Origin of the sequence: Synechocystis sp. PCC 6803 substr. PCC-P (genome assembly GCF_000284455.1) — a bacterium.
Lineage (GTDB): Bacteria > Cyanobacteriota > Cyanobacteriia > Cyanobacteriales > Microcystaceae > Synechocystis.
Window position 1 is genome coordinate 1,683,721 of record NC_017039.1, and the last position, 21,156, is coordinate 1,704,876.

The window sequence follows — 21,156 nt, forward strand, 5'->3', positions numbered from 1 at the left end:
AAGTTCACCGACATTACTTTTTATATTTTCCCTGATAGAGCCAGCCCAAGGAAATTTCCCCCCGTCCTGAACAGTGGTTTCCCTGGTGGCTTGCCAATGGTTGTCGGCAATAGTGGTATAATCCTGACTTTGCTGCATCAAAAATGGTGCGTCACAAAAAGCCCAAACCTAGAGATGGGACGGGCGATCGCCGTTAGTTAAACACTGTGTTGAAGCTGACGAAATTTGCTCCCCCATGGTTCGCGGTTCTGAACTTTATTGGAAGCCCATGAGTAAGAAGTGTTCCCCCTGGTTAAAAGTCGGTGTATTGGCCACCAGTGCCGCCTTGCTAAGTACCACTCCAGCTTTAGCAAATCAGCCCGAAACCTTTGCCAGCGTTGACTATTTTCAGGGTAGGCAGTCGGTTCCCATCGAAGTGGAAATGCCCACTGGGGGATTTGGCAACATTGGTTCTCCCATTTACCAGGGGGCCTGTCCAGCAACTTTCCAACCCATTGTGCAACGAATTGTGGGGGCCAAGGCCATGCCCAATTGGGGGGTATTAGTGGAAAGGCTTGATGATCGCCAGGTGCTCTATAGCCATAACGAAAACAAATTTTTTATCCCCGCTTCCAACGCCAAAATTTTTACCACAGCGGCGGCCCTACAAAGGCTGGGTCCCAATGCCACAGTGCGTTCCCAGCCCCTACGTAATTGGGTGATGACCACAAATAAACGCTCCAACAACAGCTATGCAGAATTGCTGCTCAACACGGTGGGAGGCCCTGGGGCTGTTAAGGCGGCTGTGGCGGAATTGGGAGTTAACCCCCAGGGTTTTCGCGTAGCCGACGGCTCTGGTTTGTCCCGCAATAATGCGGCTACGCCCCGTTCCCTAGTAGACACCCTCCAGGCAATGTATCGCAGTAGCAATAGTAGTTTGTTCGTTTCTTCCATGCCGATCGCCGGTCAGGATGGCACCCTAGCCCGACGGATGAAAGCTACCACGGCTCAAAATAACGTCTTTGCAAAAACTGGCACCCTGCGGGGGGTAAGGGCCCTGTCTGGTTATGCCAACACTCCCGCCCACGGCACCGTTGTTTTTAGCATTTTGGCCAACGATTGGAGTCGCTCTGGGGATAACCTGGTGCGGGCCATTGACCAGTTGGTGGTGCAAATCAATAACATGGGTGCCTGCGACTAATCCAGACTTAGCAAGGAATTATAAAAATGGATTGGTCAGCCATTGCGGCTTCATTAACTACCCAGGGCTTGGAAGTAATCCAAGATCCCCAGCAAAGAAAAAAGCTATCCACCGATTACGCCCATTTCAGCCCCATTTTGATGGCGCAGTTGGAGGGCAAACAGGCGGATTTAGTCGTCCTAGCCCGATCAGAACCAGAGGCAATCGCGGTGATCCGTTGCTGTGTGGCCAATCAAATTCCCCTCACAGTGCGGGGGGCTGGCACCGGCAATTACGGCCAATGTGTTCCCCTGGAGGGAGGCATTGTGTTGGATTTATCCCCCATGCAAAGGATCATTAGCCTGGAACCGGGTCGGGCCGTGGTGGAGCCGGGGGTAAAGTTAGGCAAGCTGGAACAACAAGCTAAACAAATGGGCTGGGAGCTGCGCCTGTTACCTTCCACCTATCAAACAGCTACCGTGGGGGGTTTTGTCAGCGGTGGCAGTACTGGCATGGGGGCAGTGAACTATGGCACCTTATTCGACCCGGGCAACGTCCAGAGCCTCACGGTGTTGACCATGGAAGCGGAACCCCAACGGCTGATTCTGTCCGGCGAGGCGGCCCAACCAGTCATCCATGGCTATGGCACCAACGGCATTATTACTGAAATTACTTTGCCCCTTACTCCAGCCCTACCTTGGCGGGAAGCCATCGTCAGTTTTACGAATTTATCTTCGGCGATCGCCTTTGCCCAAAATTTGGCCCATCAAGACGGCATTGTTAGTAAGGAAATTTCCATTCAAGCCGATCCGATTCCGCAATATTTCAGCAGTTTAAAAAGTTATTATCAACCCGGAGCTCACTGGGTAATGGTGATTGTTTCTGAGTTGGATTGGCTAGCTTTTACGCAGTTGGCCAAGGCAAGTAAAGGGGAAATTATCTTTGAGCAAGATCCCCAAAGCCCAGGGAAAAAAATTAATTTGATTGAATTTAATTGGAACCACACCACTCTTTTGGCTAGGGCCGTGGATCCTAGTTTGACCTATCTTCAAGTATTTTTCTATCGAGATGTAGAGCAAATTCTCGCCTTGGCAAAACTATTTAAGGATGAGATTATGTTCCACATCGAAATAATGCGCATTCAAGGGCAAATGTGCCTAGCTGGTTTTCCTTTGGTTAAATTTATCAACGGTGATCGCCTGGAAGAAATCATGGCCGCCCACCAAAATCTAGGGGCCAGAATCGCCAATCCCCACACCTATAGTTTAGCCGGAGGGTCGGTACAACCTCTGCCAGAATCCCAATTAATTTTTAAACGCCAGGTAGATCCCCTTAATTTGCTCAACCCAGGTAAATTAACCGATTAATCCAGTTATTTTTACCAAAAAAAATTGGCTAGGATCTCAATTACAAATCCCAACCAATCTTTTATCTCACCAAAAAATAGTGAGAAGAATTTATTCGCCAAACAAAACTAGGGGTGGAAAAGAAGATCGGGATAAAAACGATTAAACTCGATCAAAATACCAGCGGTGAAAGTCAACAAAGCCATGATCATGACCGGAGCAGTTGACAAAAAGGATTTCAAACCGTCCATAAATTGAGTCTCCAAAATTGACAAAGGTAAACAAAAATAATGTCGAAATTGAAGGGAGTTAGATATTAAGCAATAACATCAATAGTTCCCAGTCAATGCCCAACTAATTAGCGGGGGGAAGTGGGGATTTCTGAATCCTTCATCACCAGTTTGCCGGAGGTGTATTCACCAACGGCGGCCAAGGGCCAAAGGAAACCACCCAACATTTTTTTGATCGCTAGGGGGACATTAATAACCACTTCCTGCATTTCAGGATTTTTGCTTTCCCGAATTTCAATCAGGTAAGAACGACCAACCCAGCCGATCCAACCAGCAATGTACAGGAACAAAATGCTAGGAATCAAAAAGTCACCAGCGTGGGTGAAACGACCGTCCACAATCAGGTGGGGATAACCTTCGGGGCCACAGAGGGCAGAGGCATAACGTTCCGCCCGAATTTTACCGGAGTTGGGATCGTTGGTGGTATTGAGGAAGTTTTTAGACTTGGCCAAGTAAGCGGGGTTTTCGCTACAGGGGGTCAAATTGGCAAAATCGTCCGCCGAAGCTGAGGGAGCGAAATTAAACCAGAGTGTAAAGGCTAGGAGCAACGCCAACAAATGTTTCATAAGAATCGTTTCCTTGGTTAAACAAAAGACTAAAAAGGCGGCTAAATAAATAAGCAAGATTCGCAACCTGTTACCGTGATCCGGGGATCGTTAGCCGATAATAGGAAAGACTGGGCTAATAAACCGTCGTCTTTTGGATCAAACTCAAACTAGCAGAGAATGGCAATCATTTTAGCAATTGAAACAAGTTGTGATGAAACTGCGGTGGCAATTGTAAATAATCGTAACGTTTGCAGTAATGTGGTTTCTTCCCAAATACAAACCCATCAAATTTTCGGCGGGGTAGTACCGGAAGTGGCCTCTCGCCAGCATTTACTTTTAATTAATACCTGTCTCGACCAAGCTTTGCAAGCAAGTGGTTTGGGTTGGCCAGAAATTGAGGCGATCGCCGTGACCGTGGCTCCGGGGTTGGCAGGGGCGTTGATGGTGGGGGTGACGGCGGCTAAAACCCTAGCCATGGTGCATCAAAAACCTTTTTTAGGGGTGCATCATCTGGAAGGTCATATCTACGCCAGCTATCTGAGTCAACCGGATTTGCAACCACCATTTTTGTGTTTGCTAGTTTCCGGTGGCCACACCAGTTTGATCCACGTTAAAGGTTGTGGGGATTACCGACAATTGGGCACCACCAGGGACGATGCGGCCGGGGAAGCCTTTGATAAGGTAGCTCGTTTGCTGGATTTAGGTTACCCAGGGGGCCCTGCCATTGACCGGGCGGCTAAACAGGGCGATCCAGGGACGTTTAAATTACCAGAAGGAAAAATTTCCTTGCCCCAAGGAGGATATCATCCCTACGATTCCAGCTTTAGTGGTTTAAAAACGGCCATGTTACGCCTCACTCAGGAACTTAAACAGAGTTCAGCTCCCTTGCCTGTGGATGATTTAGCGGCCAGTTTCCAAGATACGGTGGCCCGTTCTTTGACCAAAAAGACCATTCAGTGTGTCCTAGACCATGGCTTAACCACCATTACCGTCGGGGGAGGGGTGGCCGCCAATAGTCGTTTACGCTATCATCTCCAAACCGCCGCCCAAGAACATCAATTGCAAGTCTTTTTTCCGCCCCTAAAGTTTTGCACCGACAATGCCGCTATGATTGCCTGTGCCGCCGCTGACCATTTCCAAAACGGCGATCGCTCCCCTTTAACTTTAGGTGTCCAGTCTCGCCTCTCGGTGGAACAAGTCAGCCAGTTGTATGAGCGCAATTAACTTGACTTTACTGAAAAGCTGAAAAATTAGTGGGGCAAATTGATTGAAAAAATATGGCAGAACCCATGACAGAACAACAGAAAACAGAAAATTGGCTGGAAATCGGTACCATTGTTGCGGCTCAGGGTATTCAGGGGGAAGTGCGGGTTCTTTCAGCATCAGACTTCCCAGCTAGATTTTTGACTAAGGGTCAACGGTGGATTAGAAAAACCCCCCAGGAAACGCCCCAACCCCTAACGCTAAAAAAGGGCAAACAAATTCCTGGCAAAAACCTTTATATTCTGCGTTTTACTGAAATTACCGACCGTAATCAAGCGGAAGCTTTAGTCAATTACCAACTATTAGTCCCCGCCACCGATCGCCTACCGTTGGAGCCGGGGGAATTCCACGTCACTGATTTACTGGGGTTGATTGTTTACGACCATGACAATGGCGATCGCCTAGGGATAGTGACGGATTTTTACAGTGCTGGCAATGACCTATTGGGGATAACTTTGGATAAAAACCCAGACAAAGAAGTGCTCGTCCCCTTTGTTGAAGCCATTGTGCCCACGGTAGAACTAGCGGAGCAACGGCTGGAAATTAAAACCATTCCAGGGCTACTGGATTGATCGGCTGTGTTCCTTCATACCAGTTAACTGGCAACCGTACCTTATTTTCTCAGGGGTAAACAAAGTGAATTGCACTGATGCCCAGCCATTTGCCAAATGCTAAACTGATGCCATTTGAACAAAGCGGGGAAACAATGCGGATTTTGGTTACCGGGGGAGCAGGATTTATCGGTTCCCATCTTATTGATCGCTTGATGGCCCAGGGCCACGAGGTTCTATGCCTCGATAACTTTTACACCGGCACCAAACGCAACATCGTCCAATGGTTAGATAATCCCAATTTTGAGCTCATCCGCCATGACGTTACCGAGCCCATTCGCTTGGAAGTCGACCAGGTTTACCATTTAGCCTGCCCCGCTTCCCCCGTCCATTATCAGTTCAATCCCGTCAAAACCATCAAAACTAATGTGATGGGCACTTTATACATGTTGGGTTTGGCTAAGCGGGTCGGAGCAAGGTTTTTGTTGGCATCCACCTCGGAAGTGTATGGCGATCCCGATGTTCATCCCCAACCGGAAAGCTACCGGGGCAATGTTAATACAATTGGTCCAAGAGCCTGTTACGACGAAGGAAAACGGGTAGCGGAAACCCTGGCTTTTGAGTATTACCGAGAGCACAAGGTTGATATCAGAGTAGCGCGGATATTCAATACCTATGGACCACGTATGTTGGAAAACGATGGTCGGGTGGTGAGTAACTTTATTGTGCAGGCGCTACAGGGTAAACCCCTCACTGTGTTTGGCGACGGCTCCCAAACCCGCAGTTTTTGTTACGTATCCGACTTAGTGGAAGGCCTAATGCGCCTCATGAATGGGGATTACGTCGGGCCGGTTAATTTGGGTAATCCGGGGGAATATACCATATTGCAACTGGCAGAAAAAATCCAGAATGCCATTAACCCCGATGCAGAGTTAATTTATCAACCCTTACCGGAGGATGATCCCAAACAGCGGCAACCGGATATTACGTTGGCGAAAACTTATTTAGACTGGCAACCGACCATTCCCCTAGATCAAGGTTTGGCAATGACTATCGAAGATTTCAAATCTCGCCACGAAGGATGATTAATCACGACCGCCTCTTTAAGGAACTTTTGACAATTTTTTTTGCAGAGTTCCTTTAGCAAAAGTTCAGATTGCTCCCCCCGACCGCGTCAAAGTTAAGGCTGAATGTTTGCGACTATTGGTAACCCTCAAGCTAGATCCGGCTAGAATGCAATTAATCTCTGGCTTTGTGGACACCTATCTCACCCTTAACCAAGCGGAAGAGACAATTTTTAAAGAAGCTATCGCTGAATTTTCCCCCCTGGAACAGGAGGACGTTATGCAGTTAACAACCAGTTGGATGCTTCAGGGCATTGAACAGGGCATCGAACGTGGACAAAAATCTCTGCTACTCAAACAAATTAGACATCGTTTTGGAGAGTTGAATGCAGTTAATTTGTCGAGGATTGACATTCTCACAGTGCCTCAATTGGAACAGTTGGGAGAAGTGCTGTTGGACTGCTCTGATTTCGCAGAATTAGAACAATGGCTAGCGGCCCAATCTGAAACACCTGAGCGAAAAATTTAGTGAATTTCCAGAGGTGGATGTTGCCATGAATGTTCCCAAAGAATCAGGTTTCAACCATCGGCTTCCAATTCCAAACTGAGTTGATAAAGTTGCCGACGGGGCAGTTTAGTTTCTTCTGCCAATTGCCGACTAGCCTGGGAGCGAGTTAACCCTTTAGCCATTAAACTTCTCAATTCGTCCCGTAGATTTTCTTCAGAGAAGCTGGGCCTGTCCTCCGGTGTAGCCCCGGCAATGACTAAGCAAAATTCTCCTTTCGGTGTATTTTCCGTAAAGTAGGCGATCGCCGTTTGGAGAGTGCCCCGCCAAAATTGCTCATGGTATTTAGTTAGTTCTCTAGCTACGGTTAAGCTGCGTTCTTGGCCCAAAAAGGTCTGTAAATCGGTCAACGTGGCCAATAAACGGTGGGGCGCTTCGTAGAGAATAATGGTTCGCTCTTCCTGGGCCAGACTTTGCAACAATTGCTGTCGAGGCCGGTTTTTGGTAGAGAGAAAACCTTCAAACACAAAGCGGTCAGTGGCTAAACCAGAACTAATTAAAGCCGCAATTAAAGCCGTTGCCCCAGGAATAGGTATCACTTCAATATTTGCTTCTCCGCAGGCCGCCACCAACTCCTGTCCTGGATCGGAAATACCGGGAGTGCCCGCATCACTCACCAAAGCAATATTTTGCCCCGCTTGTAATTTGGCCAATAGCTCCTGGGTACGGCCATGGCGATTGTGGTCATGGTAACTAATTTGGGGCGTAGTGATTTGGAAATGTTGTAGTAATTTCCCCGTATGTCTGGTATCTTCCGCCGCAATCAGATCCACCGTTTGCAATGTTTCCACTGCCCGAGGAGTCATATCCCCTAAATTGCCAATGGGAGTGGCCACCAAATAAAGAATGCCCATTAAAGCCCCAAGTTTTCTTCTTTTCTAGCTTTAAAGGAAGCCCTTAACCAGATGGTGCCGGAAATGAGGGAAGGAGCTAAGACAAAAATAGTGCCGGTAATAATGGGATGTTGTCTGGCGGTTTCCGAGGAAAGCATCACCGCCAAAATGAAGGCGCAATAGAGCACGCCTAGCAGGGGGATTCCCATTACCAAGAGGGCAAATTTCGTATCCTTATCCATGGCCATAGGAGTCAAAGTCTTGAAAGAAAACTAGCAATAATGCCATTGTAGAAACTATTTTCCCTCGCAATACTTAAAACATTCCTTCGTTTACGTCAACTTGTACTAACTTTGTCACCGAATCTAATAGGTTTGGCTGGTTAGCATCAAACCAGTGGATTGCCGAATCTTTGCGGAACCAAGTGCGCTGACGTTTGGCAAATTGCCTGGTGTGGACAATGATGGACTCCGTCGCTTGAGTTAACGATATTTGACCTTGGAGATATTGTTTAATCTCAGCGTAACCAAGGGTATGGAGCAGGGGTAGGTCTTCCCCATACTGATTGATTAAACCCTCAACTTCCTTCACTAACCCCGCCTCAACCATGGCATGGGTACGGTGAACAATTCTGGGTTGGAGTTGCTCCGGTTCCAGACCTAAACCGATTTGCACAATGGGATAACTGGGGGGATTTTCCCCTTGTAGGCTGGAAATGGGTCGCCCAGTGGCATAGAAAACTTCCAAAGCCCGCAGGGTCCGCACCACGTCAGCGGGTTCAATTTTGCTTTGGGCTACGGGGTCCACTTGACTTAAAAGTTGATAACAAAAGGGTTGGCCGAGGTTAGCTAACTGTTCACGTAAATTGGTCTGGGGTGGAACAGCAGGAATTTTTAACCCCTTGACGATCGCCTGGATGTATAAACCAGTGCCGCCTACCAGCAGAATCGGTTGGTTTAATGACGCAATCAACTCCTGGGCTTGCCGTTGGTATTCCGCTAGGGTGAAGTTTTCCGTTGGTTCACAAATGTCAATCAGATAATGGGGTACCGTTTGGCGATCGCCAAGGGTGGGTTTAGCGGTGCCAATGTCCAATTCTTTATAAATTTGCCTGGAATCGGCCCCCAAAATAACTGCGTTTAACCGCTGGGCTAGATCAAGGGCTAGTTGGGATTTCCCACTGGCGGTGGTGCCACAAATAACAATCAGGGGCGGAACTTTGGCCATGGGTACACTACTGGGCCAAAAGGCGATCGAGATCCGGCACAGCCACCCAGTGCTTTTCTTGATGGGCTTGCTTGGTCAAATCCATTAATAGTTGGGAGTAAACCCCATGGCGCAAAGATGGTGTGGGGGTTCTTTTTTGGTTAATACTTTGCACCCACTCATCTACTACCCGGACAACGGGAGCAAGGCGGCCATCGGCAAATACTTTGGGGAAATCTAAACGGGTCGGCACCGTCAATTCCTGCATGGGTTGCCCCACAGGATGGTGGAAAATTCTAAAGCCATGGACGTAATCTTTAAGATTGTCACTGCCTAGTACTAAACTCCCCTTTTCACCATAAATCTCCAACCAATGGCCGCGACCACCATGGGCTACAGAGGTAATATTTATTTGGCAGGGAACGTCATTGGCCAAAGTTAAACTGATTAGCGCCGTATCTTCCGCCGTCACTGGCTTCAAACGATTATTGTCCAGGGGATCAGGCCGTTCGGCGATCGCCACACTTAAATTAGCTGCTAAACTCTGAGCCGGGCCAAATAGCCAATGGAGATAGTCAAAGGTATGGGAAGCCAACGCCCCCAAAGCACCGCCCCCCTTTTCCCTTTGGGCATACCAATTCCAAGCCCGGTTGGGGTTGGCCCTACTACCCACCAACCAATCCACTTTGATCAGTTTCAACTGCCCTAAAATTCCCTGCCCCAAAAGTTCCGCCACATATTGCCAAGCAGGGACAAAACGAAATTCAAAATCCGGTATTACCTGCACTTCCCGTTGCCGGGCCAGATGGTATAGTTCAATGGTTTCCTCCACCCTTAATGTCATGGGCTTTTCCAACAACACATGTTTCCCCGCCAAAATGGCCTGCTTAGCCATTTCATAATGGAGAAACGGTGGGCTGGCAATGGTAACTGCTTGAACTTCCGGGTTAGCCAGCAATTCTTCCAGATTGTTGTAGCTATAGGCTAGATCGTTGGATTTAGCCACCTCCTGGGCTTTAGCCAAATCCCGATGGTAAATGGCGATCGCCTGGGTCTGCTGATGATATTGCAGGGCGGGAATATGCACAGCTTGGCCAAAGCCGGTACCAATGACAGCGACGGTTAGGTTTGGGGATTTAGTCATGGGTAATGCTCAAAGTTTGAAGGGGACAGAGAAACAGATTTTAATTTGCTGAATTTCAACTATCCGATGTTATTTTTTCTGAGCCACCAACAACAAAGGTATGCTTCCCAGAAGATGCGATTTTAATTAAGGTTTCTAGATACTGCAGGAACTTAATATTTTGATCATCTCCTATTAATTGGGAAGCATTTTTTAACGCCCTAGCGGTGGCAACTGCTGTGCGGGCATTTTCCAAATCCGTTTGACCTCTAATTTTGGCTTCTAACTGAAGAGCAAAAAGAGTTTGGATATTTTTGGGAAAAGTAATATCCCTTAATTTCATTGCTTCAATCATAACCCCAAATTTTTGGGCTGATTCTTGCAATTCATCCGGAATATTGGGGATGAAAGCTTCCCATTGCTCATTAAGCTCAAGGCTGTTAATTACACTAATAGCACTACGCCAATAAATTTGGGTTAGAGGATGAATCAGAGTTTGAATCATACTTGCTAGCCCTTCGATGTATCCCATTTGGGCAGGATCAATATAGGTCAACAATTTCTGACCGTCTGTAATTCTATAATTGACAATGTAAGAAAAACGTAGAGGAATATTATCTTTGGTTAATACTTCTTGATTTGTAACAATAAAGAACTGGTCAGAACGGGGAATCAGGAAAAGTTCCAATTCTGAGCGAAAATCCCAAAAGGAGTAAATACCCGGTTCTAAAGTTTTTTCAAAGCAATTTTTTCTATACAAAAGCCCAAGGCAATTAGGACGAACGGAGAAACGACGACACCAAATTAGACTGCGGGATTCAGTTCTCGGATTGAGCCCTAAAAGGTTTTGATAGCGAGCTTGTCGTGCCATGGAAATGATCGTTTTAGCCCCAGGCAAAGGTAAGGACAATCCCCAACTACGACGGAACAAAGGTTGAGCCAAGACTGAAAATCTTGCCGGTATCCCCCCTATTGCAGGTCTGCGTTGAGTTGAGTCTTTTACACTCGATCGCCAGCTTCGCCTGGGTATTTTTTATGGAGTAGGTTAACAACCCACGATGTTTGGAGACTTACCCCGCAATACCCTGTCTGAATGTAAGTCCCCGAGGTAAAGTACCTATGGCGGCAGGTGACGGTTGCTGACATTCCATCCTACAACGCCCCTTTGCAATGATCTACTCAAACTTGGCATTTAAAAATGGAAAGTCATACCCGCCAGCAAAAAAATTACAATCGTTTATTTAATTATTTAATGGCCGCCAAATCAGCTTTGTCCTGCTCAATGACAGACTTTAAACGAGAAACGGCGGTGGAACGGGAATCTTCTCCAGCTCGACGGTAGAAATATAAAGCTGGAGCAACCCCCAATAAAAAGCCGAGGAAAATGGGAGGATAAATGTGGGCTCCAATGCTCATCACCATGGCAAAGCCAAAATTGCCCAGATACATAGCCAAGGGTAGGGAAAAGTCCGCTTCGGGAATTTCAACTTTATTGACCCGCCAAATGATGGTGGCCACCGTCATAAATATCGCCCCGGTGCAAAACCAACCGGCAAAGTTTTGGTAGGGCATGCCGAAAAAGGCCCCGGGTACATCCCAGACCCAAAAGGGCATGGTGGTTTGGCTCATGGCGGGGTCCAAAACAAAATCCCAGGACATCAACAAAGTCGCCCCCACGGCGATCGCCGTCAATTCTTGCCCTAGGCGGGGTAAATTGCTATGACGTAAACCGGCTCTGACCAAAAGATAGGAGCAAAATCCTAGGTAAAACCAGGAAAGGGGAATGGTAAAGGGGACTAAACCGGCGATTTTGTAGCCCAATCCCGATAGATAGCGGTAGTAACCAAAGGGAAAACCAGTGCTGGTCCCCAATAATTCAGCAGAAACGGAAATACCCAGGGCGGGAATCAAAAATCCGAGGGTAGGCAAAAGCCCCAGGGTGCGGAATGCATAAACAGCCACAGCGGCAAAGCCCAGCAGCATGTAGGCCACGCCACCACCAGCCATAGACCATTGAAAAGCGACTTGGCCAATGGGAGGCAAATGGGCGATGAATTCCGGGTGGGGTAATACTAGTAATAACCCCGCCAAGCCAAAAGCCATGGAGCCGATATGGCCAATCAGCAATAGCCGCTCAATCCGCATTAGTTTTTCCATTCAGTCTCTACCGCTAAAACTACATTCAAATTCTAAGTCATTATAGTTTACAAATCTTTACCAGGAGCGGTGGGTTAATTGATGGTGGGCCACTGGAAAGGATGTTTAAAAGGTCTGGATTTATCCTCTAAATTCCCCAAGGTTGAGGGACTTTAACTTAAATTCACCTTAAATTTTGAGGAATCGAGGGGCCTCCCCAACTTCCCCTAAGCTCTATTGGCGAGTCCCAGGTGGCACGGTGGGCCAGCCGCTTTTCAGAGGTGTTGTGGGAGTTTGTTTAAACTCATCCAGGGCCGGATTCGGTAATTCCCCTGGGGTAAGGGATTTTTGACTTTCCAGCCAAGCTTGGTAGTCGGACAAAGATTGCACCACCACGGGAGCTGTCATGACGGCAAAGTAGGTGCCGCTAAATTGAGAGTCGTGGAGCTTATATTCCCCCAAACGATTGGGCGTAAAACTAAATTCAATTTCTCGGTTGGGCACAATGTCCTGTTTAATGCGGAAATTAGGCACGTAAAACCCATGGAGCACATCTTTGGAGGTCATATTCAATGTTACCCGGCGATCGAGGGGCAAATGCAATTCATGGCTAGTTACCCCCCCATTGGGATAGGTGAAAGTCCACAGCCATTGTTTAACTTCTACGCCAATCCTTTCGGGGTTAATATTGCTTCCTTGGGCCATGGCTAGTTCCGCTGGAGCATCGGCGGCGATCGCCTTTTCCCCCAGTAATTGAGGCACTTCCACCACGGGTAAGGGGCCGAGCACATTCATTCGTTGGTAAATGACATAGCTATACCAAGCAATCCAGGTCACCAAAATAATCGGCACCACTGTCCAAAAAATTTCCAAACGGGCATTACCCCGGATCGGTGCCCCCTGGGGATTCTGCAGGCTGAATCGATGGAAAATAACCGAGTATGCCATGGCCCCCGCCACTCCCAAAAAGACCACGCTACCAAGGCTGACCAAAAAACTAAACAAATCCCCCACAGGTTGTGCCTCCTGGGCGGCGGCAGGGGGTAGCCATTGGTAAGCTCGCTGTCCCAACCACAGACTAGCTCCCACGGTAAAAACAATGTAAACCGCCAATAGGATGAGATTTTTGCGACTCATAGTTAATCACTCTGGTTAGCCGTGGTCTAATGGGGAAGCTAGATTAGCTTAGTCTGCCAAAGGCAGAAATTTGGTTGCTGTGGAAACATCAAAGCCGGGTTGTGGTTTAGCCCTGGATAATGACAAGCAAAAACCTTGGTTAGGCCTAATGATAGGCAACTCCCGTCTGCACTGGGCATATTGTAGCGGCAATGCTCCCCTGCAAACCTGGGTTACAGATTACAACCCCAAGTCAGCTCAGTTGCCGGTTTTGTTGGGGAAAGTTCCTCTGATGTTGGCATCGGTGGTACCGGAACAAACCGAAGTTTGGCGAGTATATCAGCCTAAAATTTTGACCCTGAAGAATCTTCCCCTGGTCAATCTTTACCCCAGCTTTGGCATTGACCGGGCCCTGGCTGGTTTAGGGACGGGGCTGACCTACGGCTTTCCCTGTCTAGTGGTTGATGGAGGCACTGCTTTGACCATTACAGGGTTTGACCAAGATAAAAAACTGGTGGGGGGAGCGATCTTGCCCGGTTTGGGATTGCAGTTAGCAACCCTTGGCGATCGCCTGGCGGCCCTACCGAAGTTAGAAATGGATCAATTAACCGAGTTGCCTGACCGTTGGGCTTTAGATACCCCCAGCGCCATTTTTAGTGGTGTTGTCTATGGCGTGTTGGGGGCATTGCAGAGTTATCTCCAGGATTGGCAAAAGCTTTTTCCTGGTGCCGCCATGGTTATCACCGGGGGAGACGGCAAGATATTACATGGCTTCCTAAAAGAGCATTCTCCTAATCTTTCGGTGGCCTGGGATGACAATTTGATCTTCCTCGGTATGGCGGCCATACACCACGGCGATCGCCCCATCTGTTAGGGTTAGGGGTCGGCATTGTTATAGCTACGGGAGGTTAAATCGGGGTGAATCTTGGCCAATGGGGGGAAATTATGTCCTGGTTATGTTTATTGCCCATATCCGGGGGCATTGTATATAACCTGCTGACCGTGTTTACCACTAGCCTTTTTCTGGCAAGGTCTCTACCCAAGCAAGATTTCCAACCAGGGGTGTCAGTGCTGAAGCCAGTGCGGGGCTTGGAAAAAAACCTAGAAGCCAACTTACGCACCATTGCCCAGCAGAATTATCCCGCCTATGAAGTAATCTACTGTGTGCAAGATCCCCAGGATCCGGCGTTGCCCATAGTCAAAAAGCTTCAAGCGGAGTTTGGCCCAGAAAAAATTATTGTGGCGGTGCATCAAATCGAACAGGGAGCCAACGGTAAGGTTAATAATCTCCTAGGGGGATTAAAACATGCTAAATACGACATTTTGGTGATAAGCGACAGTGACACCAATCTGCGCCCCGATTACTTGGCCACCATGGTCAGTCCCTTGGGCGATCGCCTGGTGGGCTGTGTCACCACCCCTTTCAAGTTGACCCAAGCCCAAACATGGTACGAAGGTTTAGAATTGCTGAGCATCAATGCTGACTTCATGCCCAGTGTTCTGTTTGCGGAGGTAACTGGAGCATCCAAAGCTTGTTTAGGTCCTTCCATTGCCATTCGGCGATCGACTTTAACGGAAATTGGCGGCCTAGAAAGTTTAGCAGACTACTTGGTGGAGGATTTTGAACTGGGGCAGCGGGTTTGGACGGGGGGGTTAAAGATGGTTTTACTGCCCTATGTCATCGACGCAGGGGTGAATTTGGATAATTGGACTAATTGGTGGAGCCATCAACTTTATTGGGATCAAAATACTTACCTGGCTCGCCCCTTGCCTTTTTTAGCCACCATCATTATTCGGGCAGTGCCCTTCGCCTTTTTGTTTACCTTTTGTCATTGGTCTGAGCCTTGGGCCTGGCTAATTCTGTTCATAACCCTAGCTACCCGTTATGGGACAGCGGCCATAGTTGCCCAGGAACTAAAAGATGGGGAAACTATCCGCTATTTACCTTTATTACTATTGCGGGACTGCTTTGGCTTGGTTTTTTGGGCCCTATCTTTTTCCCAACGACAAGTCCTGTGGCGGGGCATAACCTATCGTCTTACCAAGGGGGGCAAAATGATACCGGCTTCCCCTATCCCTAAAAGTTAAAGCGGGATGATTTAAGTCGGTGTTGATTGGCATTAGTCTTTGTATATTGGCTAACGGAGGGATTTCCCTTGGGATCAGTTACCCCGGTGGCGGTTTCCCACAGACTACGGGGAGCAGGGGTAACCATGTAAATACTGTCCTGCTTGCGAACGTAGTACCATCGCTTGCTTTGGCATTCCGGACACCAAAATTCTTCTAGCCATTCCCCGGTAAGGCTGACGGTGGGGCGATCGCCAAGGACAAGACTCGCTTTTTTGTGGGTGTAGCCCCGGCTCCGCAGTTGGGCAATTTGGTCAGCGTAGAGTCCATGTTTTTGGCTGACGCTATCTAGGTAACAACCGTGGATAGGGCAATGGATGGGGCGACGTTTGGGTCTTTTACGATGGCGGGAGCGTTTAGGAGGTTTAGTTGTTAGAGAGGTAACATTAGGAGAAAATTCTGGGGAACCCATAGATGCACGACTGTCTAAAAAAATAGAGGTCTGGTCAGAGCTGCAGTTTACTTTTTCTGTTCAGCCGGACTCTATCATAATCACTGACATTTTGATTGTGTTTATCAGCCCATTGAGCAAAATGCTGGGCAGGAAGGACCCTTGCTCGCTGACCAATTTACTGGGACAAGCCAGTGGCTGGTGTGCCTTGCGCCCTAGCTTCAATTTTTGATACAGTGATCGGACTGATATAGCAAAAAATAGCGAAAACCAAGCTAGACACGTACAAAATATTCTTTTGTGACCGTGGTTTTGCCCTTCGGAACGAGGGTTTTCCGCCCGTCTTCAGAATGTGAGGCCCATTATTCTTCCGAATAACAATCATTTCTGTAGATAATAAATTCCTTCCTTGCTTTAGCAGGCAAGATTGGTTCACAATTTGATTGGGCCATTGCCCCATTACCCTAACCCCCGCCAGGATTATGGAAGATTTATTAGGTTTGCTACTTTCTGAAACCGGTTTATTGGCGATAATTTATCTAGGCCTAAGCCTAGCCTATCTATTGGTTTTTCCAGCCCTTTTGTATTGGTATTTGCAAAAGCGTTGGTACGTGGCTAGTTCCGTCGAAAGACTAGTCATGTATTTTTTGGTCTTTCTCTTCTTCCCTGGGTTACTAGTGCTCAGTCCGGTGCTGAATCTACGACCCCGCCGCCAGGCTGCCTAGATTTTGCTTTTGTTTAGTCTCTAACTGAGTCGGCTGTTACTCCAGACCCAGTTGCCGTGTTTTTTTGTTGCCCATTGTTCCCATTTGTCATCCCAGGAAAAACCACCATGCGACGCATTGATGCTTTGGCCATTGCCCTGGGTTTTTTCCTTTTGGGCGGAGTAGTTTACGCCGGATTGCAGGGTTTTGGCATCGAAGCTCAGCAGGCTGGCATTTGGACCCAAGCGGTGCTAGTGGGGGGCCTAATCATTTGGCTCCTTTCCTATGTCACTAGGGTATTTACCCACGACATGACCTATCACCAACAGATTAAAGAGTATGAAGATAAAATGATCGAACTCCGCTGGGCGAATATGACCCCAGAGGAACGGGAAAAACTCCAGGCCGAAGTGGTGGAAGAAAAGGATACATCCAGTACCTAAAAGACTTTCCTGTCCATTGTTGTCTTGCTGGCTGAATAGTGTTTGTCGATTTTTGCCATGGTTATACAGCCCATTTACTTACCCCATCTCCTCAAACAGCCCCGCTGTACCCAGGTCCTGGCCATTGATCAGGCGATCGCCGACTTGAAGACCCTAACGCCGGTGCGCGGGGAAGTGTCTGTGCGCCATGGGGGAACCTTTTTGGAAGTGAAAGCCGAAGCGGAAACCATTGTTACCCTCCACTGTGACCGTTGTGCCCAAAGCTATAACCAACGGCTAGCATTAGATACCAAGGAAATACTCTGGTTGGATAACCAAGGGGAAAATACGATCCCAGTCTTGGAACGGGAACTAAGTTGGGATGACTTGTCGGAAGTGTTGCCCCCCGATGGTCACTTTGATGTGGAAACCTGGTTATATGAGCAATTTAATTTAGCTCTGCCCCTGAAAAACTTATGTGGTAAAGATTGCCAAGCTCCCCAGGTGCCGGATGATGGCACAGGCAATGGCTTTGATCGTCGTTGGGCCGCCCTGGCAGATTTGAAACAGCAATGGAATTAAAATCAACCAACATTGGGATATTCATCCAGCAGTTGTTGATAGGGCTTCCAGTTATCAGTACAGTGCACCGTCACTTTGCACTTTGTCAGTTGCTCTAGCAAACGACCCTGGGTGCCATCATGATTTCCCAGTTCCCAGTCGATGAATCTCCCAATGAGGCGGTGACAAATCCATTCAGGACTTACGCAAAAGAAAACTTAAGAGCAGGGGAACGAAGCTGTTGACGCAGGAAATCAGACCATGGTTGATGAGATATTTCGTAGACTGTCAATGGGCTATTAACCGCTTGACGACGAAGAAAATTCCAGACCTGTAAGGCACAGTGAATATGATTACGTTGAATGCGTCCCTTGGGACATTGACAGGCTTCTACACCAGTCAACTGCTTTAGTTCGCGATGAAAATGCTCAATCTTCCAGCGCATTCGACACTCCTCTCGTGTCGCCTGAGTCGAATCTTGAGATAAGTCATTAGTCACGACGAATTCCGTCCGGTGTGGTGACACCGTAACTCGGAACAGTTGCACTTTTTTGTGAGCCGGAAAGCCTCAAATTTTAATCACTTTTCCTTGCTGTATTTCGGATGCATCCCATAGCAGTGCATCTACCCGTTGGTATGGAGAAGTGATGCCACTATCGTCCACCAATCGGTTCCGTTTCAGCGGGCAGTAGTAAATCTTGTTTAATGTGTCATCAATAAAAGCCATCAGCTTTTTAGTTGCGTACCAACTATCCATCAGTACAGTGGCGAACATCAGATTCTTGCTATGTGTCACTTGACTGAGCATTTCCTTGACATGCTCTAGCTTACTGTAACTATCCATCCATTTGCCATATAGACGATAGTCGATCGCCCAGTACTGATTCACCTCTGGATTGACATAAACACAACTGACCAGACCAATACCTTTGACTAGTCCTCGGGCATTGCCACTATACTGCCACTGACTGCATTCGATTTTTTTACTATAGCTTTTGTCTAACACCGTATCGTCAAAGACAACATAAGCTTTTGGTGATTCGATTAGCTCTAGACGTACTTGTTCCCATAGCAAACGAGGAGTCAGTTTTACTCCCTGTAGGTAACGTTTAATTCGGTTATGGCTCACGCCATCGAGATGCTTGGCAAGGTTTGTTAGGGTGTAGTTAATTGGGCTGCTCAGTAAATACTGACAGTAATCTAAACGAGTGAAAAAAGTTATCCTACCACCTTAACCTCATCTATCTTGCGTAAGTCCTGTCAATGTTATTCACAACTTTATTCACAACGAGCAGGAAGTCCAGCCAAAATTAGCTTCAGTATTTTTTCTATTTTTCCTTCACCATGGCCCACTCTTGGGGCGTTAGGGGTTCCCACCGTAAGTGGGATTGAAAGTGCTGTTGGGCTGCAGTCGTTAAAACCTTTAAAACCTGGGGCAGACTGGGATCATTGGTCAACTCTGCCATGGTTTTTTGCCAAGGAGCCGGTTGGTTAAAAACAAGCTCAAACAAATGGCGATCGCCATGCCAGATCATTTCCCCGTGTTGCAGAAGGGCGTTGGAAGTTTGCCGTTGGGCACTGCCAATTAATTTGTCCCCGGTGGGGCTGACTAAATCCGCCATCGTAGCGGTGCTGAAGCAACTGGCATTGTGGATATAACCCCTTCCTCCCCGGCCATAGGTTAAGGACAGTCCTAACTGGTCCCAACCTTGGATGAGAAATTGGCAAATGTGCTGATAAATTTCCCGCCGCTTTCCTCCGGTGGCCCCGGTGACCACAGCATAGGTTAGCCCCCCTTGGTGCAACACTGCCCGCCCACCACTGGGCCTCGTTACCAACCCAAGCGATTGCCCCTGCCAAGTTAATTGCCGCCAATGGTCTGGCCAGGATTTTTGCAAATAACCTAGGGAAATGGTGGGCCTAGACCAACCGTAGAATCGCAATACCGATCGCCCGGTGCGGGGAAAATAATCTTCCAATAACCATTGATCCAAGGCCATTTGTAAATTACCGGGAGCTTGGATGTAGGGCAATAAACGCCAGGGGGAAGACTGAGCAGGGGGAAGGGTAGCCAACGGGAAAGTTCTCCTGACAAAAGTCTAGGCAAAATATGTTAGTCTTAAAAACGCTAGGACAACACGCGGGTGTAGTTTAGTGGTAAAACCTTAGCCTTCCAAGCTAATGATAGGGGTTCGATTCCCCTCACCCGCTTTGGGTAATGGGTACAGCGGTCTCCGAAACTCGATAATTTTGATTGATAATTTCTGATCGTCCCTGATGTCCGTTGCGACACCCCTCCTCGACCGTCATCCATGCTCCCTCGATAATTCCTCGGTTCTGCACGGTTATCTGGTGGAACAGCAGAGGGGACTTGCTTCTGGCCAACGGTTCCTGTGGAGCTTTACGGAGAACTTGGGCAAGGTTGATCCCCTGGCGGTATTTGGGGCGCTCAATGTCCAAGATAAGGTGCATTTTTACGGCGAAAATCCCCAGCGAGGGGAAACCATACTGGCTTTTGGTATTTGCCAGTCCCTGAGGATTTCTGGCAAGTATCGCTTCAGTTTAGCCCAACAATTTGCAGAGGAATGTTTCCAGCGCTTAGTGCCCATTGGTAATGTCCAGGGCAGAAGTCAACGCCCCTATATTTTTTGTGGCTTTAGTTTTTTTGACCGCCCCTCCAACCGCAATCCTTTTGCTAATTCTTTTTTGTTTTTACCCCAAATCCAAGTGGTGAAAACGTCCCAGCATTGCTTATTAAGCTGGCAAATTAGTTTAGATGGCAACACCAATGTCACCGATTTGGTGGATTTTATCGGTCGAATGCTCAGCGCTATCCGTCGGGCCCAACCTGCTAGGGATACCCATACTCCCTCCATGGTTGTAAAAGCTCCCCGATTGACGGGAATAGAGGTGGCCAAGCTTTCCAAGGCGATCGCCTCTAGCTTGGAGGAAATTGCCCAGCAAAGATTGAGCAAGGTAGTGCTGGCAACGGCGTTGGATTTGGACTATGGTTCTCGACTCAATGTGGCCCATTGTTTGCAACGACTGCGGCAACAGTATGGAGATTGCTATTTATTCTCCTGGGGCAATGGCCAGGGGGATTGTTTTGTGGGGGCTAGCCCAGAAAGATTACTTAGTTTGCATAATCAACAGCTGGTCACCGATGCCCTAGCAGGTTCGGCTCCTAGGGATGTCGATGTCCAGGGCGATCGCCAATTGGGGCAAGAGTTATTGCACAATCCCAAGGAATTGCGGGAACATCAAGCGGTGTTGGATTACCTCCTCCAGCGTCTCCGGGCATTGGGCCTAAGCCCCCAGGCTTCCTCCTTGAAGTTGCTTAAATTGGCCAATATTCAGCACCTCTGGACCCAAATTCAAGCCCCTCTGCCGCCCCACATCCATCCCCTGGCCCTGGTGCAACAACTCCATCCCACCCCCGCTGTGGCCGGTGTCCCCGTAGCGATCGCCGAAGATTTAATCCGTCGCCATGAAACCTTTGACCGCAATCTCTATGCTGCTCCCCTGGGTTGGTTGGACAGTGAAGGTAATGCTGAGTTTATTGTCGGTATTCGTTCTGCCCTTCTGTCCCGTAATCGAGCCAGACTATACGCCGGGGCGGGCATTGTGGCCGGTTCCGATCCCCTCAAAGAAGTGGCAGAAATTGAGCTCAAACTTCAAACTCTCTGGCGTTCTTTGATTTAACTAATAATCTCGCAACAATGGCGGGGCAAAATAGAATATGGGTAGTCCG

General features: G+C 48.1%; 23 protein-coding genes, 1 tRNA gene and 2 pseudogenes. 13 read left to right on the top strand and 13 right to left on the bottom strand.

Going from position 1 to position 21,156, the window contains the following annotated elements:
• Window positions 1-268: 268 nt before the first annotated feature.
• Complete coding sequence (dacB, locus tag SYNPCCP_RS07960) at window positions 269-1,180, top strand: D-alanyl-D-alanine carboxypeptidase/D-alanyl-D-alanine-endopeptidase (protein WP_223211369.1); 912 nt, start codon at window positions 269-271, stop codon at window positions 1,178-1,180.
• 26 nt (window positions 1,181-1,206) lie between these two features.
• Window positions 1,207-2,526, top strand: a complete 1,320-nt coding sequence (locus SYNPCCP_RS07965) for an FAD-binding oxidoreductase (RefSeq protein WP_010872731.1) — start codon at window positions 1,207-1,209, stop codon at window positions 2,524-2,526.
• A 107-nt stretch (window positions 2,527-2,633) separates the two neighbouring features.
• On the opposite strand, the gene psaJ is transcribed toward SYNPCCP_RS07965, so the two are convergent.
• Window positions 2,634-2,756: a photosystem I reaction center subunit IX gene (gene psaJ / locus SYNPCCP_RS07970; RefSeq protein ID WP_010872732.1), complete on the bottom strand. Its 123-nt coding sequence runs from the start codon at window positions 2,754-2,756 to the stop codon at window positions 2,634-2,636.
• Window positions 2,757-2,863: 107 nt separating this feature from the next.
• Window positions 2,864-3,361 (bottom strand): photosystem I reaction center subunit III, encoded by a 498-nt coding sequence (locus tag SYNPCCP_RS07975; protein WP_010872733.1) that lies wholly within the window; start codon window positions 3,359-3,361, stop codon window positions 2,864-2,866.
• A gap of 159 nt (window positions 3,362-3,520) precedes the next feature.
• Between SYNPCCP_RS07975 and tsaD the strand changes: the two genes are divergently transcribed.
• The 4 genes from tsaD (at window position 3,521) to SYNPCCP_RS07995 (ending at window position 6,750) form a co-directional block, all read left to right on the top strand.
• Window positions 3,521-4,567, top strand: a complete 1,047-nt coding sequence (gene tsaD / locus SYNPCCP_RS07980; RefSeq protein ID WP_010872734.1) for a tRNA (adenosine(37)-N6)-threonylcarbamoyltransferase complex transferase subunit TsaD — start codon at window positions 3,521-3,523, stop codon at window positions 4,565-4,567.
• 53 nt (window positions 4,568-4,620) lie between these two features.
• Window positions 4,621-5,178: a ribosome maturation factor RimM gene (gene rimM / locus SYNPCCP_RS07985; protein WP_010872735.1), complete on the top strand. Its 558-nt coding sequence runs from the start codon at window positions 4,621-4,623 to the stop codon at window positions 5,176-5,178.
• Between the two features lie 134 nt (window positions 5,179-5,312).
• Window positions 5,313-6,242 carry a UDP-glucuronic acid decarboxylase family protein gene (locus SYNPCCP_RS07990; protein ID WP_014407106.1) on the top strand — a complete coding sequence of 310 codons (930 nt, stop codon included), beginning with the start codon at window positions 5,313-5,315 and terminating at the stop codon, window positions 6,240-6,242.
• Between the two features lie 109 nt (window positions 6,243-6,351).
• Window positions 6,352-6,750: a DUF4351 domain-containing protein gene (locus SYNPCCP_RS07995; RefSeq protein ID WP_020861775.1), complete on the top strand. Its 399-nt coding sequence runs from the start codon at window positions 6,352-6,354 to the stop codon at window positions 6,748-6,750.
• 50 nt (window positions 6,751-6,800) lie between these two features.
• Here the strand turns inward: SYNPCCP_RS07995 and rsmI are convergent, their stop codons facing one another.
• From rsmI to SYNPCCP_RS08030, 7 genes are all read right to left on the bottom strand, one after another.
• Window positions 6,801-7,640: a 16S rRNA (cytidine(1402)-2'-O)-methyltransferase gene (gene rsmI, locus SYNPCCP_RS08000; RefSeq protein ID WP_010872738.1), complete on the bottom strand. Its 840-nt coding sequence runs from the start codon at window positions 7,638-7,640 to the stop codon at window positions 6,801-6,803.
• Window positions 7,640-7,861: a hypothetical protein gene (locus SYNPCCP_RS08005; RefSeq protein ID WP_041425978.1), complete on the bottom strand. Its 222-nt coding sequence runs from the start codon at window positions 7,859-7,861 to the stop codon at window positions 7,640-7,642. Before SYNPCCP_RS08005 ends, rsmI begins: the two co-directional genes overlap by 1 nt.
• A 73-nt stretch (window positions 7,862-7,934) precedes the next feature.
• A complete protein-coding gene (gene miaA / locus SYNPCCP_RS08010) occupies window positions 7,935-8,846 on the bottom strand; it encodes a tRNA (adenosine(37)-N6)-dimethylallyltransferase MiaA (protein WP_010872740.1) in 912 nt (303 codons plus the stop codon).
• A 7-nt stretch (window positions 8,847-8,853) separates the two neighbouring features.
• The gene (locus SYNPCCP_RS08015; RefSeq protein WP_010872741.1) at window positions 8,854-9,969 is read right to left on the bottom strand and encodes a Gfo/Idh/MocA family protein; all 1,116 of its coding nucleotides are present in this window, start codon (window positions 9,967-9,969) and stop codon (window positions 8,854-8,856) included.
• 55 nt (window positions 9,970-10,024) lie between these two features.
• Complete coding sequence (locus SYNPCCP_RS08020; RefSeq protein WP_231848061.1) at window positions 10,025-10,846, bottom strand: slipin family protein; 822 nt, start codon at window positions 10,844-10,846, stop codon at window positions 10,025-10,027.
• 347 nt (window positions 10,847-11,193) lie between these two features.
• The gene (gene cruF, locus SYNPCCP_RS08025) at window positions 11,194-12,105 is read right to left on the bottom strand and encodes a gamma-carotene 1'-hydroxylase CruF (protein WP_010872743.1); all 912 of its coding nucleotides are present in this window, start codon (window positions 12,103-12,105) and stop codon (window positions 11,194-11,196) included.
• 213 nt (window positions 12,106-12,318) lie between these two features.
• Window positions 12,319-13,221, bottom strand: a complete 903-nt coding sequence (locus tag SYNPCCP_RS08030; protein ID WP_010872744.1) for a cytochrome c oxidase subunit II — start codon at window positions 13,219-13,221, stop codon at window positions 12,319-12,321.
• Window positions 13,222-13,300: 79 nt separating this feature from the next.
• On the opposite strand from SYNPCCP_RS08030, the gene SYNPCCP_RS08035 reads away from it, so the two are divergent.
• Entirely contained in the window at window positions 13,301-14,074 is a 774-nt protein-coding gene (locus SYNPCCP_RS08035) for a pantothenate kinase (protein WP_010872745.1), read from the top strand.
• A 71-nt stretch (window positions 14,075-14,145) separates the two neighbouring features.
• A complete protein-coding gene (locus SYNPCCP_RS08040; protein ID WP_199303571.1) occupies window positions 14,146-15,288 on the top strand; it encodes a glycosyltransferase in 1,143 nt (380 codons plus the stop codon).
• Here the strand turns inward: SYNPCCP_RS08040 and SYNPCCP_RS08045 are convergent.
• A complete protein-coding gene (locus tag SYNPCCP_RS08045; RefSeq protein WP_010872747.1) occupies window positions 15,278-15,739 on the bottom strand; it encodes a hypothetical protein in 462 nt (153 codons plus the stop codon). The genes SYNPCCP_RS08040 and SYNPCCP_RS08045 overlap by 11 nt on opposite strands.
• A 461-nt stretch (window positions 15,740-16,200) precedes the next feature.
• On the opposite strand from SYNPCCP_RS08045, the gene ndhL reads away from it, so the two are divergent.
• From ndhL to SYNPCCP_RS08060, 3 genes are all read left to right on the top strand, one after another.
• Window positions 16,201-16,443, top strand: a complete 243-nt coding sequence (ndhL, locus tag SYNPCCP_RS08050; protein ID WP_010872748.1) for an NAD(P)H-quinone oxidoreductase subunit L — start codon at window positions 16,201-16,203, stop codon at window positions 16,441-16,443.
• A gap of 107 nt (window positions 16,444-16,550) precedes the next feature.
• Window positions 16,551-16,865 carry a DUF3007 family protein gene (locus SYNPCCP_RS08055; RefSeq protein WP_020861781.1) on the top strand — a complete coding sequence of 105 codons (315 nt, stop codon included), beginning with the start codon at window positions 16,551-16,553 and terminating at the stop codon, window positions 16,863-16,865.
• A 57-nt stretch (window positions 16,866-16,922) separates the two neighbouring features.
• A complete protein-coding gene (locus SYNPCCP_RS08060; RefSeq protein ID WP_010872750.1) occupies window positions 16,923-17,426 on the top strand; it encodes a DUF177 domain-containing protein in 504 nt (167 codons plus the stop codon).
• Between the two features lie 11 nt (window positions 17,427-17,437).
• Here the strand turns inward: SYNPCCP_RS08060 and SYNPCCP_RS17615 are convergent.
• The 3 genes and pseudogenes from SYNPCCP_RS17615 to SYNPCCP_RS08070 form a co-directional block, all read right to left on the bottom strand.
• A pseudogene (locus SYNPCCP_RS17615) lies at window positions 17,438-17,587 on the bottom strand (IS1 family transposase); the annotation flags it as partial.
• A 20-nt stretch (window positions 17,588-17,607) separates the two neighbouring features.
• Window positions 17,608-18,627 (bottom strand): annotated as a pseudogene (locus SYNPCCP_RS17130) (transposase).
• A 106-nt stretch (window positions 18,628-18,733) separates the two neighbouring features.
• On the bottom strand, window positions 18,734-19,480 hold the full coding sequence (locus SYNPCCP_RS08070; protein WP_020861783.1) for a biotin/lipoate A/B protein ligase family protein: 747 nt from the start codon (window positions 19,478-19,480) through the stop codon (window positions 18,734-18,736).
• A 65-nt stretch (window positions 19,481-19,545) separates the two neighbouring features.
• Here SYNPCCP_RS08070 and SYNPCCP_RS08075 point away from each other — a divergent pair.
• A tRNA-Gly gene (locus tag SYNPCCP_RS08075) sits at window positions 19,546-19,616 on the top strand.
• Window positions 19,617-19,682: 66 nt separating this feature from the next.
• The gene (locus tag SYNPCCP_RS08080) at window positions 19,683-21,107 is read left to right on the top strand and encodes an isochorismate synthase (protein WP_010872754.1); all 1,425 of its coding nucleotides are present in this window, start codon (window positions 19,683-19,685) and stop codon (window positions 21,105-21,107) included.
• Window positions 21,108-21,156 lie beyond the last annotated feature (49 nt).